The organism is Thermaerobacillus caldiproteolyticus (genome assembly GCF_015326725.1).
In the GTDB taxonomy this organism is placed as follows: Bacteria; Bacillota; Bacilli; order Bacillales; family Anoxybacillaceae; genus Thermaerobacillus; species Thermaerobacillus caldiproteolyticus.
Map to the genome: position 1 here is coordinate 3,145,001 of NZ_CP064060.1, position 15,000 is coordinate 3,160,000.

14 protein-coding genes, 1 tRNA gene, 2 rRNA genes, 1 other RNA gene and 1 other annotated feature (2 of these 19 only partly in view) are annotated in these 15,000 nt (G+C 40.7%); of the genes, 14 read left to right on the forward strand and 4 right to left on the reverse strand.

Features of this window, described 5'->3' with window-relative positions; genetic code table 11:
- Both ISX45_RS15675 and rrf read left to right on the forward strand, forming a co-directional pair.
- A 23S ribosomal RNA gene (locus ISX45_RS15675) occupies positions 1 to 444 on the forward strand (it extends 2,483 nt beyond the left edge of the window).
- Between the two features lie 127 nt (positions 445 to 571).
- Positions 572 to 688 (forward strand): 5S ribosomal RNA (rrf, locus tag ISX45_RS15680).
- Positions 689 to 800: 112 nt separating this feature from the next.
- Here the strand turns inward: rrf and ISX45_RS15685 are convergent.
- Positions 801 to 1,787, reverse strand: coding sequence for a YaaC family protein (locus ISX45_RS15685; RefSeq protein WP_194519386.1), 987 nt, complete (start codon positions 1,785 to 1,787; stop codon positions 801 to 803).
- A gap of 127 nt (positions 1,788 to 1,914) precedes the next feature.
- On the opposite strand from ISX45_RS15685, the gene guaB reads away from it, so the two are divergent.
- The 6 genes from guaB to ISX45_RS15715 all read left to right on the forward strand — a co-directional run bounded on the left by guaB (position 1,915) and on the right by ISX45_RS15715 (position 8,449).
- Positions 1,915 to 3,381, forward strand: coding sequence for an IMP dehydrogenase (gene guaB, locus ISX45_RS15690; protein WP_194519387.1), 1,467 nt, complete (start codon positions 1,915 to 1,917; stop codon positions 3,379 to 3,381).
- A gap of 190 nt (positions 3,382 to 3,571) precedes the next feature.
- A complete protein-coding gene (locus ISX45_RS15695) occupies positions 3,572 to 4,903 on the forward strand; it encodes a serine hydrolase (RefSeq protein WP_181557583.1) in 1,332 nt (443 codons plus the stop codon).
- A 157-nt stretch (positions 4,904 to 5,060) separates the two neighbouring features.
- Positions 5,061 to 5,945, forward strand: coding sequence for a pyridoxal 5'-phosphate synthase lyase subunit PdxS (pdxS, locus tag ISX45_RS15700; RefSeq protein ID WP_181557580.1), 885 nt, complete (start codon positions 5,061 to 5,063; stop codon positions 5,943 to 5,945).
- A 17-nt stretch (positions 5,946 to 5,962) separates the two neighbouring features.
- A complete protein-coding gene (pdxT, locus tag ISX45_RS15705; RefSeq protein ID WP_194519388.1) occupies positions 5,963 to 6,541 on the forward strand; it encodes a pyridoxal 5'-phosphate synthase glutaminase subunit PdxT in 579 nt (192 codons plus the stop codon).
- Positions 6,542 to 6,611: 70 nt separating this feature from the next.
- Positions 6,612 to 6,828, forward strand: a binding site (T-box leader).
- A 50-nt stretch (positions 6,829 to 6,878) separates the two neighbouring features.
- Positions 6,879 to 8,153, forward strand: coding sequence for a serine--tRNA ligase (gene serS / locus ISX45_RS15710; protein ID WP_194519389.1), 1,275 nt, complete (start codon positions 6,879 to 6,881; stop codon positions 8,151 to 8,153).
- Between the two features lie 203 nt (positions 8,154 to 8,356).
- Positions 8,357 to 8,449 (forward strand) — tRNA-Ser (locus tag ISX45_RS15715).
- A gap of 118 nt (positions 8,450 to 8,567) precedes the next feature.
- Here the strand turns inward: ISX45_RS15715 and ISX45_RS15720 are convergent.
- The 3 genes from ISX45_RS15720 to ISX45_RS15730 all read right to left on the reverse strand — a co-directional run bounded on the left by ISX45_RS15720 (position 8,568) and on the right by ISX45_RS15730 (position 11,285).
- Entirely contained in the window at positions 8,568 to 9,236 is a 669-nt protein-coding gene (locus ISX45_RS15720) for a deoxynucleoside kinase (protein WP_181557577.1), read from the reverse strand.
- Entirely contained in the window at positions 9,233 to 9,871 is a 639-nt protein-coding gene (locus tag ISX45_RS15725) for a deoxynucleoside kinase (RefSeq protein WP_181557576.1), read from the reverse strand. Before ISX45_RS15725 ends, ISX45_RS15720 begins: the two co-directional genes overlap by 4 nt.
- A 127-nt stretch (positions 9,872 to 9,998) precedes the next feature.
- The gene (locus ISX45_RS15730) at positions 9,999 to 11,285 is read right to left on the reverse strand and encodes a glycoside hydrolase family 18 protein (protein ID WP_194519390.1); all 1,287 of its coding nucleotides are present in this window, start codon (positions 11,283 to 11,285) and stop codon (positions 9,999 to 10,001) included.
- A gap of 88 nt (positions 11,286 to 11,373) precedes the next feature.
- Here ISX45_RS15730 and tadA point away from each other — a divergent pair, with 88 nt between their 5' ends.
- From tadA to ISX45_RS15760, 6 genes are all read left to right on the forward strand, one after another.
- Complete coding sequence (gene tadA / locus ISX45_RS15735) at positions 11,374 to 11,877, forward strand: tRNA adenosine(34) deaminase TadA (protein WP_228485566.1); 504 nt, start codon at positions 11,374 to 11,376, stop codon at positions 11,875 to 11,877.
- Positions 11,878 to 11,931: 54 nt separating this feature from the next.
- An RNA gene (gene ffs, locus ISX45_RS15740) (signal recognition particle sRNA large type) lies at positions 11,932 to 12,196 on the forward strand.
- A 128-nt stretch (positions 12,197 to 12,324) separates the two neighbouring features.
- Positions 12,325 to 14,010 (forward strand): DNA polymerase III subunit gamma/tau, encoded by a 1,686-nt coding sequence (dnaX, locus tag ISX45_RS15745; protein ID WP_181557573.1) that lies wholly within the window; start codon positions 12,325 to 12,327, stop codon positions 14,008 to 14,010.
- A gap of 22 nt (positions 14,011 to 14,032) precedes the next feature.
- Positions 14,033 to 14,356, forward strand: coding sequence for a YbaB/EbfC family nucleoid-associated protein (locus ISX45_RS15750; RefSeq protein WP_181557572.1), 324 nt, complete (start codon positions 14,033 to 14,035; stop codon positions 14,354 to 14,356).
- A gap of 11 nt (positions 14,357 to 14,367) precedes the next feature.
- The gene (recR, locus tag ISX45_RS15755) at positions 14,368 to 14,964 is read left to right on the forward strand and encodes a recombination mediator RecR (RefSeq protein WP_181557571.1); all 597 of its coding nucleotides are present in this window, start codon (positions 14,368 to 14,370) and stop codon (positions 14,962 to 14,964) included.
- Positions 14,965 to 14,979: 15 nt separating this feature from the next.
- Positions 14,980 to 15,000 carry the 5' end (the start) of a YaaL family protein gene (locus tag ISX45_RS15760; protein WP_181557570.1) on the forward strand. The gene runs 204 nt beyond the window's last position, so 21 of the gene's 225 nt are visible here — the first part of the coding sequence; the start codon lies at positions 14,980 to 14,982; its stop codon lies beyond the right edge, outside the window.

The window sequence follows — 15,000 nt, forward strand, 5'->3', positions numbered from 1 at the left end:
TTATCTCCCCCAAGAGTCCACATCGACGGGGAGGTTTGGCACCTCGATGTCGGCTCATCGCATCCTGGGGCTGTAGTCGGTCCCAAGGGTTGGGCTGTTCGCCCATTAAAGCGGTACGCGAGCTGGGTTCAGAACGTCGTGAGACAGTTCGGTCCCTATCCGTCGCGGGCGTAGGAAATTTGAGAGGAGCTGTCCTTAGTACGAGAGGACCGGGATGGACGCACCGCTGGTGTACCAGTTGTCCCGCCAGGGGCACCGCTGGGTAGCTATGTGCGGAAGGGATAAGCGCTGAAAGCATCTAAGCGTGAAGCCCCCCTCAAGATGAGATTTCCCATCGCGTCAAGCGAGTAAGATCCCTCGAAGATGACGAGGTTGATAGGTCCGAGGTGGAAGCGTGGCGACACGTGGAGCTGACGGATACTAATCGATCGAGGACTTAACCAAGAAAAAGGTGAAGCCGAGCGTTCGCTTCTTTGCATGGATATCGGTTATCTAGTTTTGAGAGAACAAAAAAGTTCTTGACAGAACCGATAGGTTCGTTATAATCATATTTGTCCAATTCGATATCTTGCCTAGTGACAATGGCGGAGAGGTCACACCCGTTCCCATCCCGAACACGGAAGTTAAGCTCTCCAGCGCCGATGGTAGTTGGGGCCAGCGCCCCTGCGAGAGTAGGTCGTCGCTAGGCTTAATAAAAAGAGATACCCATTTCAAGCATGGGTGTCTCTTTTTATTTTACATCATAATGCAAAGGTATATTTTTTAGAGTTAGTCGGGTCATTTTTTGAGTATTGTAGTGCTTATGTAGAAAAGTGAATGTTAAAATTTCTAAATATATACTCATAAAGTAATAAAGGCACTTTTTCTGCTGTGACTGATAAAAATTTCATAATAAAAGGATATGCATCGCTTGAATACGAATGCAGGAACTCCCCCCACCATTCCGTCTCGTATCGGGAAATCATGCTTAAATTATACAATAATAAGTAATGGGACATGATTTCAGGAAGTTTAAATATTTCCCCTCGATCAGTTGGTAAACGGTATGTTCCGTCATCTAAATTAAACATAAGCGGTTCATACCCTAATGGCCTGAATTGATATTGGCTAGTCACCTGGATATGGTTTCCTTCTGTTTGTATAGAATCTCTTTGCAACCAGTCCCATTCTTTTGTTATGTAATCTATAAAGCGATCTAAGGTCATATGGTAATCATCTAAAATTTCTATTGGAATAAAAATAGTTTGCTCCAAAGGATTATACGAGACTTGCCGTGATAATGTTTGGCTATAATATGTTTCGAACAACTCGTGCAGCTCGCTGATTCGTTGAAGTAACACACGCATTTGAAATTTTTCACCTGTTATTTGTTTCACATGAAACATTTTTTCAGAAAAATGAGTAAACAACCCATATTTTTGTACTTTTACCTCATCATCCAAAAATTCGTATCCTTGTTTTTTTCTTTTTCTTGTTGAAACACCATGTGCTAAAACAGAAGTTGATTCAGGGTAGTCTGCGTCGGCGATCAGAAGACAAGCTTTCAAAAGCTGTGTCATCCCGTAAAACAAAAGAACAGGTTTAATGGCGACAGGGGCATATTGAGCTGTTACGTAAAAATTTTTTCCGTGCTCTAGATAATAAAGAAAAGGATAACAGTTCGTATAGCTTTTCTGTTTCGCATCTTTTCTCTCTTTTTGTATATAGCATTTATAAAGAAATTTTTGGGCTGCATTGGCGGAGTGAAATAATATAAATTGATCCCAAATGTTTTTATAGCTAGACATTTGATCCCCCCTATTGAATTAGTAATGTTGAAATTAATTGAAAAATCGAACATTTAATCTATTCCTTGACAGTAGTTTAACCAGTTGTTAAGCTACTAATAATATTTCCGGATAAGGGGGAAAAAACATGTGGGAATCTAAATTTGCCAAAGAAGGATTAACATTTGACGATGTTCTTCTTATTCCTGCAAAATCGGAAGTGTTGCCTCGCGATGTTGATGTAACCACACAGTTAAGCGAGACATTACAATTGAATATCCCAATTATTAGTGCGGGAATGGATACCGTTACAGAAGCGGAAATGGCCATTGCAATGGCACGACAAGGTGGATTGGGAATTATCCACAAAAATATGTCTATTGAGCAGCAGGCAGAACAAGTTGATAAAGTCAAACGTTCAGAACGAGGAGTCATTACCGATCCTTTTTTCTTAACTCCAGAACATCAAGTATACGATGCTGAACACTTAATGGGAAAATATCGAATTTCTGGTGTTCCAATTGTCAATAATGAGGTAGAACAAAAGTTAGTTGGAATTATTACAAACCGTGATTTGCGATTTATTCAAGATTATTCGACAAAAATATCTGATGTGATGACGAAAGAAAATTTAATTACTGCTCCAGTAGGTACAACGTTAGAAGAAGCAGAAAAGATTTTGCAAAAGTACAAAGTAGAGAAGTTGCCACTTATTGATGAAAACGGTGTTTTAAAGGGATTAATTACGATTAAAGATATTGAAAAAGTTATCGAGTTTCCGAATTCTGCGAAAGATGCACAAGGCCGTTTACTAGTTGGGGCAGCTGTCGGCGTAACAGCTGATACGATGATTCGCGTGAAAAAACTTGTAGAAGCAAATGTAGACGTTATTGTTGTTGATACGGCTCATGGGCATTCAAAAGGTGTCCTTGAAACGGTTCGCAAAATTCGTGAGCAATATCCAAAACTCAATATTATTGCTGGAAATGTCGCGACAGCGGAGGCGACACGCGACCTGATTGAGGCGGGAGCTAACATTATCAAAGTCGGAATTGGACCTGGTTCCATCTGTACGACGCGTGTTGTTGCAGGTGTCGGAGTACCGCAAATTACCGCGATTTATGACTGTGCAACAGAGGCGCGCAAATACGGCGTCCCAATTATTGCAGACGGCGGCATTAAATATTCTGGAGATATCGTTAAAGCATTAGCGGCAGGAGCTCATGCTGTTATGTTAGGAAGCCTTTTAGCTGGCGTATCAGAAAGTCCAGGAGAAACAGAAATTTATCAAGGAAGACGGTTTAAAGTATATCGCGGTATGGGTTCTGTGGCGGCGATGGAAAAAGGAAGTAAAGACCGCTACTTCCAAGAGGACAACAAAAAATTCGTTCCTGAAGGAATTGAGGGACGCGTTCCGTATAAAGGGCCGCTTGCCGATACAATTTACCAACTTGTTGGTGGTTTACGATCAGGTATGGGATATTGCGGCACGAAAAACTTAGAAGAATTGCGTGAAAAAACACAATTTATCCGTATGACAGGTGCTGGGTTACGTGAAAGCCATCCACATGATGTACAAATTACGAAAGAAGCACCAAACTATTCAATTTCTTAATTCTTATAGCGGTATGTTTCATATCATGCAGGGAAAGATTCATTAATAACTAGAGGCTCACGGTGTTATATGTCTATTTACCTAACTTGGGCGGAGGAAGGTTCCTCCGTCTATTTTTTTGTACAAGAGTGTGTTACAATAACGTTTGTGTGAGGAGGGAAGAACAGTGAAATGTCTAGGATGCAAAAGCATGATTGTTAGCTTTTTAGTAGTTTTTTTATTTGCAAGTATATTCCCATTTGGCAAAGCGAGCGCGGCCCAAGACCCGTTGAACATTGAAGCAGACGCGGCCATTCTTGTTGATGCAAAAACAGGAAGAATTTTATACCAAAAAAATATTGATACGGTTCTTGGAATTGCTAGTATGACAAAAATGATGACAGAATATCTGTTATTAGAAGCGATTAAGGAAAAACGAGTAAAATGGGATCAACAATATACACCAAGCGATTACGTGTATAGACTTTCCCAAGACCGCGATTTATCGAATGTCCCTTTAAGAAAAGATGGGAAATATACTGTTCATGAGCTTTATGAAGCGATGGCGATCTATTCAGCGAATGCAGCGACTGTTGCCATTGCCGAAATTGTCGCTGGTTCAGAAGAAAATTTTGTGAAAATGATGAATGAAAAAGCGAAAAAACTAGGTCTTAAAGGCTATAAATTTGTGAATGCAACAGGATTAAGCAACAAAGATTTACAAGGATTCCATCCAGGTGGAACAAATGAGCATGAGGAAAATGTGATGTCTGCCCGTGCTGTTGCTACATTAGCTTATCATTTATTGAAAGAATACCCACAAGTGTTAGAGACAGCAAGCATTTCGAAAAAAACATTTCGAGAAGGAACAGACGATCAAATTAAAATGGAAAACTGGAACTGGATGTTACCAGGGCTAGTTTATTCGTATGAGGGTGTAGATGGCCTCAAAACGGGTTATACCGATTTTGCTGGCTACTGCTTTACAGGAACAGCGGAGAGAAATGGCGTTCGTTTTATTACAGTAGTAATGAATGCAAAAAGCGGTGGAAAATCAACCATTGAGGCACGATTCGAACAAACGAGAAAGTTGCTTGATTATGGGTTCAGCAATTACTCGTTAAAAGAAATTTATCCGGCGGGTTACAAGCTGAAAGGAAAGTCTACATTGCCTGTTGTAAAAGGAAAAGAAAAGTCCGTAGTCATTGCAACGAAAAAGCCGCTTTCTCTTGTAGTGAAGAATGGGGAAGAAAAAAATTATCAACCCGTGTATGTGATTGATAAAAAGAAATTAACTAGCGATGGAGAATTGACAGCACCAGTTAAAAAAGGTGAAAAAGTTGGATATATGACTATAAAATATGCTGGCGAAAATAATTACGGTTATTTAAGTCCGGAAATGGAAAACAATGCTAAAGTTGATTTAGTTACTACGAAAAGCGTGGAAAAAGCAAACTGGTTTGTACTTACGATGAGAGGAATCGGTGGACTATTCGGTGATGTTTGGACAAGTGTTGTGAAAATGGTAAAAGGTTGGTTCTAAAAAGCTCCTTTTTAAAAGGGAGCTTTTTCTATTGTGATTTTTTAAAAAATTGAGGTAAAATAAAAAAATGTAATCAAGATTCTTTATTGTGAATTTCGGTATTTTCCAGTACAATTATCACAATATGACTACATAACGTAACTAGGAGGAATTACAAGTGGCAATTACAGGGACAGAACGTGTAAAGCGCGGTATGGCAGAAATGCAAAAAGGCGGCGTCATCATGGATGTTGTGAATGCGGAGCAAGCAAAAATTGCAGAAGCGGCTGGAGCAGTGGCGGTAATGGCTTTAGAGCGTGTACCAGCTGACATTCGTGCTGCTGGCGGTGTTGCTCGCATGGCTGATCCGACCGTTATTGAAGAAGTAATGAAAGCTGTATCTATTCCAGTAATGGCGAAAGCACGTATCGGTCATTATGTCGAAGCTCGTGTTCTTGAAGCATTAGGTGTTGACTATATTGACGAAAGTGAAGTACTAACTCCTGCGGATGAAGAATTCCATATTGATAAGCGGCAATTTACTGTTCCATTTGTTTGTGGATGCCGCGACTTAGGTGAGGCTGCACGTCGCATTGCTGAAGGTGCGTCCATGCTTCGAACAAAAGGAGAACCGGGCACAGGAAATATTGTGGAAGCGGTGCGTCATATGCGAAAAGTGAACGCCCAAGTACGTAAAGTAGTCAGCATGAGTGAAGATGAACTAATGACAGAAGCAAAAAATTTAGGGGCTCCATTTGAAGTATTGTTAGAAATTAAACGATTAGGTCGTCTTCCTGTCGTCAACTTTGCCGCAGGTGGCGTCGCGACTCCTGCTGACGCAGCGTTAATGATGCATTTAGGCGCAGACGGTGTATTTGTTGGTTCTGGTATTTTTAAGTCCGAGAATCCGGAAAAATATGCACGAGCGATCGTAGAAGCAACCACGCATTATGAAGATTATGAATTAATTGCCCATCTTTCTAAAGGATTAGGGGGAGCGATGCGAGGCATTGATATTTCATCATTGTTACCAGAACAACGTATGCAAGAGCGTGGCTGGTAATTAAAGGGGTAGACATTATGGTGAAAATCGGAGTTTTAGGCTTGCAAGGTGCGGTTCGAGAACATGTAAGATCTATTGAAGCGTGCGGTGCAGAAGCGATTGTGATTAAAAAAGTAGAGCAATTAGAGGATATTGATGGCCTTATCATTCCAGGTGGCGAAAGCACAACAATGCGCCGCTTGATGGACAAGTACGGATTTATCGAGCTGCTAAAAGAGTTTGCATCCAAAGGAAAGCCGATGTTTGGTACTTGTGCTGGCTTGATCATTTTAGCCAAGCGAATTGTTGGTTATGAGGAGTCACACCTTGGTTTAATGGATATCACGGTAGAACGCAATTCATTTGGCCGCCAACGGGAAAGCTTCGAGGCGGAGCTTTCGATTGCCGGAATTGCAGATAACTTTGTTGGAGTATTTATTCGTGCTCCACATATTGTCGAAGTCGGCGAGGATGTAGAAATTTTGGCAAAACACGAAGACCGTATCGTCGCAGCAAGACAGGGACAGTTTTTAGGATGTTCCTTCCATCCGGAATTAACTGACGATCATCGCATTACTCAATACTTTATTAATATGGTGAAGGAAGCAAAGGCATAAAAGGGTTGAAAGTTGTTAAAACTTATAGTACATTGTTTTTACAAAAGACCGATTCTGAAAATTGGATAGCGCTAAAACGATGAAAGGAACTAGTAGCAAGACCGTTTCTCTTCAGAGAGTCGGTGGGTGGTGCAAACCGATGGGAAACACTTGTGAATCCATCCTTGAGTAAAATGCCGAACGCGTAAGAGCAAGTAAGCATTTTCGGCTTCAAGCCGTTATCCGTTTGAGCGGAAGACGTTTTGTCTTCAAGTAGGGTGGCAACGCGGGGTACTCTCGTCCCTTTTTAAGGGGACGAGAGTTTTTATTTGAAAAAAAGAAAAGGGAGGAAGGAAAAATGTTAGACATAAAATTTTTACGCGCCAATTTTCAAGAAGTAAAAGAGAAACTTAAACATCGCGGGGAAGATTTAACTGACTTTACGCGTTTTGAAGAATTAGACAGCAAGCGTCGCCAATTAATTGCGAAAGCAGAAGAATTAAAAAATAAGCGTAATGAAGTGTCACAACAAATTGCTGTTTTAAAGCGTGAGAAAAAAGATGCCGACCATCTTATTGCTGAAATGCGCGAAGTCGGGGATCGTATTAAAGTGTTAGATGATGAACTTCGTCAAGTAGAAGAAGAGTTACAAACGCTATTGTTATCTATTCCAAATATTCCACATGAGTCAGTACCGGTTGGTGAATCCGAAGAGGATAACGTGGAAATCCGAAAATGGGGAGAGCCCCGTCAATTTTCGTTTGAACCGAAGCCGCATTGGGAAATTGCTGATCAACTCGGAATTTTAGACTTTGAGCGTGCAGCAAAAGTAACGGGAAGCAGATTTGTCTTTTATAAAGGGTTGGGGGCCCGTTTAGAGCGCGCATTGATTAACTTTATGATTGATCTACACGTAGAGGAGCATGGCTATCAAGAAGTATTGCCTCCGTATCTTGTCAATCGTGCCAGCATGACAGGAACAGGACAGTTACCAAAGTTTGAAGAAGACGCGTTTCGTATTGAAAGCGAAGATTACTTTTTAATTCCAACTGCGGAAGTTCCTGTGACGAACTTGCATCGAGATGAAATTTTGTCAGCGGAAGATTTACCGATTAATTATGTTGCTTATAGCGCATGTTTCCGCTCTGAAGCTGGCTCTGCTGGCCGCGATACAAGGGGGCTCATTCGCCAGCATCAATTTAATAAAGTAGAGCTTGTGAAATTTGTAAAACCGGAAGATTCATATGAAGAGTTGGAAAAATTAACAAGTCATGCAGAAAGAGTATTACAATTGCTTGGATTGCCTTACCGCGTCATGAGCATGTGTACAGGGGATTTAGGATTTACGGCAGCGAAAAAATACGATATTGAAGTATGGCTTCCAAGCTATGGAACGTACCGTGAAATTTCTTCTTGTAGCAATTTTGAGGCGTTTCAAGCTCGCCGCGCGAACATTCGCTTCCGCCGTGATCCGAAAGCAAAACCAGAACATGTTCATACTCTTAATGGTTCGGGTTTAGCGATTGGGAGAACGGTCGCAGCGATTTTAGAAAACTATCAACAAGAAGATGGAACAGTTATTATTCCTGAAGTATTGCGCCCTTACATGGGAAATAAAGAAGTTATTCAATAACGCTTAGCTCTTATTATTCCAAAACATCTCTCGCTTTTAAGTTGAAATGAAGATTAACGACTTCGGGATGTGAAGATTCTTGCATAAGCCTCCACTAAATGGGGGAGCACTTCATCGAGTGGGCAATGTTTTATGCCCGCTCTCCTCTAAAAAGTATTGACTTAGGGAAGAGAAAGTGTTATATTAAGTGATGTCGATGAGAAGGAGGAGTACCCAAGTCTGGCTGAAGGGGTCGGTCTTGAAAACCGAGAGGCGTCGAAAGGCGCGCGGGGGTTCGAATCCCTCCTCCTCCGCCATCAAATAGTTGGAAATACCACCGCGCATAAATGGAGATTGTTCACCGAAACGATTCGTTACATTTTGTAACGAATTTTTGTTTTTTATGATAATGAGAAACCGCCTAATAATAGGCGGCTATTTTTTTAAGCGGCGATATTGGTTTAACATATAGGCAATTTTTTTGACAATCGGCTCAATAGACCGTTCGTCTTCGAGAATATCATAATCGTTAATGTTAATCCGAAGGATAGGGCACGCATTAAATTCATTAATCCATTGTTCATAGCGGTCGTACATTTCCTTCCAATATTCAATCGGTGTTTGTTGTTCCATTGGGCGCCCGCGTTCGCGAATGCGTTTTAAAATTTCTTCAAAGCTTCCTTCTAAATAAATCAGTAAATCTGGATGAGGAAAATACGGTGTCATTACCATCGCTTCAAATAAACTTGTATATGTTTCATAATCGACTTTTGTCATCGTTCCTTTTTCAAAGTGCATCTTCGCAAAAATTCCTGTATCTTCGTAAATGGAACGGTCTTGGACAAATCCGCCTCCATATTCAAAGATTCTTTTTTGCTCCTTGAATCGTTCCGCAAGAAAATAAATTTGCAGGTGGAAACTCCAACGCTCAAAATCAGCATAAAACTTGTCTAAATATGGATTTGTATCTACTTTTTCAAAAGAGGTACGAAAATTCAGTGCTTTCGCGAGCACTTTTGTCATTGTTGATTTTCCAACTCCAACGGTTCCTGCGATCGTAATTACAGCATCGCTTGGAATATTGTACTTTTCACGTAAATTCATTGCCATTGGCTCCTTTTCAACACATTTTTAATTTGTTCAAATATGTAAAGTAAATCCGATTTTCGCTGAACAAAATCAAGCTCGTCCCCATTAAATCGAAGAATCGGAATATGCGGATTTGATTTTTCAAATAGTTCGATCGTTTGTTCATAAGCGACAGATAATTGTTCTAAATAGACCGGGTCAATATTCTTTTCAAATTCCCTCCCTCTCATTTTAATTCGTGTTAATAATGTATCAAGACTTGCATGTAAATAAATCATCATATTTGGTTGAGGCATGTCTTCTGTAAGAATGTCGTATATTTTTAAGTATTTTTTATATTCATGATCCTTTAATGTTCTTTCTGCAAAAATTAAGTTTTTTATGATATGATAGTCAGCGACAACCGGTTTTTGTTTTTGAATGAAATCGCGGTTAATATCTTCTAGCTGCTTATAACGATTGCAGAGGAAAAACATTTCTGTTTGAAAGCTCCATTCCTCAATATTTTCATAAAATTTCCCGAGAAATGGATTTTCATCGACAATTTCTTTTAATAAATGATAGCCAAACTGTTCAGCAATCGCTTTTGCTAGCGAGGTTTTTCCGACCCCAATCGGTCCCTCCACCGCGATAAACGGTACAATCCCCATAATATGATCCCTCCTTTGTCATTCAAAGTCCGTTTAGACAGACAAACTCTATTTTAGCATAGACGATGAGAAAGTAGAGAGAATTTATAAAAAGAAACAGCACTTGGATAAATAATCCAAGTGCCGGTTACCTTTTTGCGACATTAAAATTGTCCGTAATCAAAAGCCAATTTTGTGGGAAGTCTAACCCCAATTTCCAGTAGCTGATTCCTCTTAAACCAAGTTCTTTTACTAAATTGAACTTTGCTTGAATTGAACGGGCGTCTTCAAACCATACTGTATGTTCTTTGCCATTTTCGTCTCGATAATTAAAATGAGGGGCTTGTGCACGGGTATCATATTCGATGGGGACATTGTAACGGGAAGCAAGACGAATGGCTTGTTGTGGGCTAACGGCTAGCGCGTATGGACCACCCGGTACATATGGAAGAGTCCAGTTATAACCGTATAGATTTTGTCCCATCATAATTTTTGAAGCTGGCATTTCCGTAATCGCGTATTCTAGCACTTGGCGAACGGGTCCGATTGGAGAAACAGGCATCGGAGGACCGCCGCTATATCCCCATTCATAAGTCATAATAACAACAAAATCAACGATTTGGCCATGAGCACGGTAATCATGAGCCTCATACCAGCGTCCTTTTTGCGTGGCACTGGTTTTTGGGGCTAGGGCGGTGGACATCAGCCATCCTTCTCGCTCAAACCGTTGTTTCGCTTTTCGTAAAAAAGAATTATAGGCTTCCCGATCAGCCGGACGCAAATATTCCATATCAAAGTGAATATCGCGGAATCCGTATTTTCTTGCCGTAGTGATAATATTTTCAAGCAGACGATTTTGTAATTCCTCATTATTTAAGATAACGGCTCCTAATTCATCGCTAAATTGGTCATTTTCTAGGTTGGTCACGACCATCATTAAAGTGACACGGTTGGCACGAGCAATGGAAGGGAAATTATTTAAAAGAGGTTCTTTTAATGTTCCATCCCGCTGAATTTGGAAGCTGAAAGGTGCTAAATAGGTTAAATATGGAGCAGCTTGACTGGCGCTTGTTTCAAGTGCAGGACTGACGGAGGTCCCACGCGGCTCGACATACCCATTAAATTCTGCATTTCGTTTTGATGCTGGAGGAATGTATAAACGCTGACCAATTTGTAGAGGACGATTGAGAGGAATACCGTTTACTTCGGCGAGCCGTTGTACCGGAATTGAGAATTTACGAGAGATGGACCATAAACTATCGCCGCGTTGTACCCAGTAAAAACGACCAACAATAGGGATGACGATTGCTTGACCAATAACGAGGTTATTTGGATTGGGAAGTTCATTTGCTCTAATAATTTCTTCGGGATTGGTGTTATACGCCTGAGCAATTCCTGTTAACGTTTGTCCGCGTTGTACGACATGAATTTGCATACGCTCCCTCCTAGTTGCGTCTTCGTTCCTCTTATTTTATGATGAATTAAAAAAGGAAATGACGTTTATTTTTATAAGGAGCTTTACGATGATGAATGACGAGTACTATATGCGTCTAGCGATTGAGGAAGCGAAAAAAGCTGAGCAAATCGGAGAAGTACCGATCGGAGCTGTGATCGTCAAAGATGGTGAAGTCATTGCCCGTGCTCATAACTTGCGGGAAACAGAGCAGCGTGCGATTGCCCATGCAGAAATTTTGGCCATTGATGAAGCATGCAAGCGATTAGGTTCATGGCGCTTAGAAGAAACGACATTATACGTGACGCTAGAGCCTTGTGCGATGTGTGCAGGAGCAATTGTGCTTTCGCGAGTAAAAAAAGTCGTATTTGGAGCAAGTGATCCAAAGGGCGGATGTGCTGGAACACTGATGAATCTATTGCAAGAAGACCGATTTAATCATCAAACAGAGGTTGTCAGCGGCGTACTGAAAGAAGAATGCGGACAAATGTTAAGTGAATTTTTTCAGAAGCTAAGAACGAAAAAGAAGCAACAAAAACAGAAACATGAAAATATTAGGGAAAATCCCAATTAAATTACATCATACAATCGTTGCATTTTTATTAGAAAATCGATATACTTATAGTTGCCGTGCTAAGCGGGGAGGTAGCGGTGCCCTGTACTCGCAATCCGCTCTAGCGAGGCCGAATTCCTTCTTGAGGTTAGTATGCTGTAAGGTCTGTCTCAAGTAAGTGGTGTTGACGTCTGGGTCCTACGCAATGGGATTCCGTGAACCCTGTCAGGTCCGGAAGGAAGCAGCAGTAAGCGGATACTCCCATGTGCCGTGGGGGAGCCTGGGCCGAGCTAACTGCTTGAGCAACGCTTGGGGCAGCTAATCGACGGAAGGTGCACGGCAAATATATATAAAATAAGCAAAAACTCACTCAAGGCGAGTGAGTTTTTTTATTTTTATTTCCTATTTTGAAAAACAACAAAGACATTATATAATAAATAAGATGAGAGAAAAGAGGAGGGCAATTTCGTGACATATCAGGCTTTATATCGTGTTTTTCGACCGCAACGCTTTGCGGATCTTGTCGGTCAAGAACACGTAACGAAAACATTACAAAGTGCCCTGCTTCAAAATAAAATATCCCATGCGTATCTTTTTTCTGGTCCGCGTGGAACAGGAAAAACAAGCGCTGCGAAAATCTTAGCGAAAGCAGTCAATTGTGAAAATGCGCCAACGATGGAACCGTGTAACGAATGTCCAGCTTGTATTGGAATTACAAATGGATCCATTCCGGATGTTCTAGAAATTGACGCTGCTTCAAATAACGGAGTCGATGAAATTAGAGATATTCGTGACAAAGTAAAATTTGCACCGACCTCTGTTCGCTATAAAGTATATATCATTGATGAAGTGCATATGCTTTCGATTGGCGCTTTTAACGCGTTGCTGAAAACGTTAGAAGAGCCGCCTAAACATGTTATTTTTATTTTAGCGACAACAGAGCCGCATAAAATTCCACCTACGATTATTTCTCGTTGTCAGCGCTTCGATTTTCGCAGAATTCAGCCTCATTCGATCGTTTCAAGATTAAGACAAGTGGTTGATCAGCAAAACATAAAGGCTTCAGACGAAGCGCTATTCGCCATTGCTCGTGCTGCCGATGGTGGAATGCGCGATGCTTTGAGCCTGCTTGATCAAGCGATTTCGTTCAGCGAAGAGGAAGTATTGCTTGAAGATGTACTGGCGATGACAGGAGCCGTGTCTCCTTTTACGTTAGCTGGTCTTGTTCAAGCGATATATGAAAAAAACATAGCAAAAGTCCTACAGTCATTAGAAGAATTCATGAACCAAGGGAAAGACCCTAATCGTCTCATTGAAGATTTAATTTTTTATTACCGGGATCTTTTGCTATATAAAACAGCTCCTCATTTAGAAGGCATCATTAAAGGAATGGGCATGGATCATGAGTTTCAACAGCTTGCTCAATCCATTCCATTACCAACCATTTATGAAACGATTGAAATATTGAACAAAAGTCAACTAGAGATGAAATGGACGAATCATCCTCGCATTTTTTTAGAGGTGGCTTTAGTAAAACTTTGCCATCAAGAAGATCGACACACGTTCTCGATGTCTGAAGAAATTCAATCGCTCATAAAGAAAGTAGAAAATCTAGAGGCAGAGTTATCTCGTTTGAAAGAGCAAGGGATTTCTGTTACAGCGAAAGAGGGTTCGTCCGTACAGGCGAAAAAGCCAGCAAAGTCAACGAGAACGAGTGGCTACAAAGTTCCAGTAGGCCGTATTCATGAAATATTAAAGCAGGCGACTCATCAAGATCTATCGCTTATTAAAGGCCATTGGGGAGAAATGTTAGATATTTTAAAAAAGCAAAATAAAGTATCACATGCAGCATTATTGCAAGAAAGTGAACCGGTGGCAGCAAGTCCGAATGCTTTTGTGTTGAAGTTTAAGTATGAAATTCATTGTAAAATGGCAGCTGATAATACCAATCATGTAAAAGATAATGTAGAGTCAATTTTATTTGACCTAACAAACAAACGTTTTGAAATGGTAGCTGTTCCTGATGAAGAATGGGGAAAAATAAGAGAAGAATTTATTCGCGAAAAAGGGACACAGCGTGAAAAAGAGGAAGATCCTCTTATTGCTGAGGCAAAGCGGTTGTTTGGCGAAGCATTAATTGAAATTAAAGAGTAAATGATTTAAGGAGGAAATGAACATGATGCGTGGAATGGGAAATATGCAAAAAATGATGAAACAAATGCAAAAAATGCAAAAAGAAATGCAAAAAGCACAAGAAGAATTAGCGGAAAAAACAGTGGAAGGCACTGCTGGTGGCGGGATGGTTACAGTCATTGCTAACGGTCACAAACAAATTCTTGAAGTAAAAATTAAAGAGGAAGTTGTCGACCCAGAAGATATCGAAATGCTACAAGATTTAATTTTAGCAGCAACAAATGATGCTTTAAAGAAAGCGGATGAACTCACAGCTGAAACAATGGGACAATTTACAAAAGGATTGAACATCCCTGGCTTATTCTAGGAGGATTTTTCATGCATTATCCGGAGCCAATATCGAAACTTATTGATAGCTTTATGAAATTGCCTGGAATTGGGCCAAAGACAGCCGTTCGCTTGGCTTTTTTTGTCCTGAACATGAAAGAAGATACAGTGCTAGATTTTGCGAAGGCATTAGTTAATGCGAAAAGAAACTTAACATATTGCACGATATGCGGGCATATTACCGATAAAGATCCTTGTTATATTTGTGAAGATGAAAGACGAGACAAAACAACAATATGTGTAGTCCAAGACCCGAAAGATGTAATCGCCATGGAGAAGATGAAGGAATACAATGGGCTTTATCATGTGCTGCACGGCGCTATTTCTCCAATGGACGGCATCGGTCCTGAAGATATAAAAATTCCTGAACTATTAAAAAGACTTCAAGATGAAACGGTACAAGAAGTGATTTTAGCAACAAACCCTAATATTGAGGGTGAAGCAACAGCAATGTATATATCACGCTTATTGAAGCCGACGGGTATTAAGATTACAAGAATTGCTCACGGTTTGCCGGTTGGTGGGGATTTGGAATATGCAGACGAAGTAACGCTTTCGAAGGCGCTCGAAGGTCGTCGTGAGCTATAACGTGAGGTGAGTCGCATGTTTTGGCGGCGCAAAGGC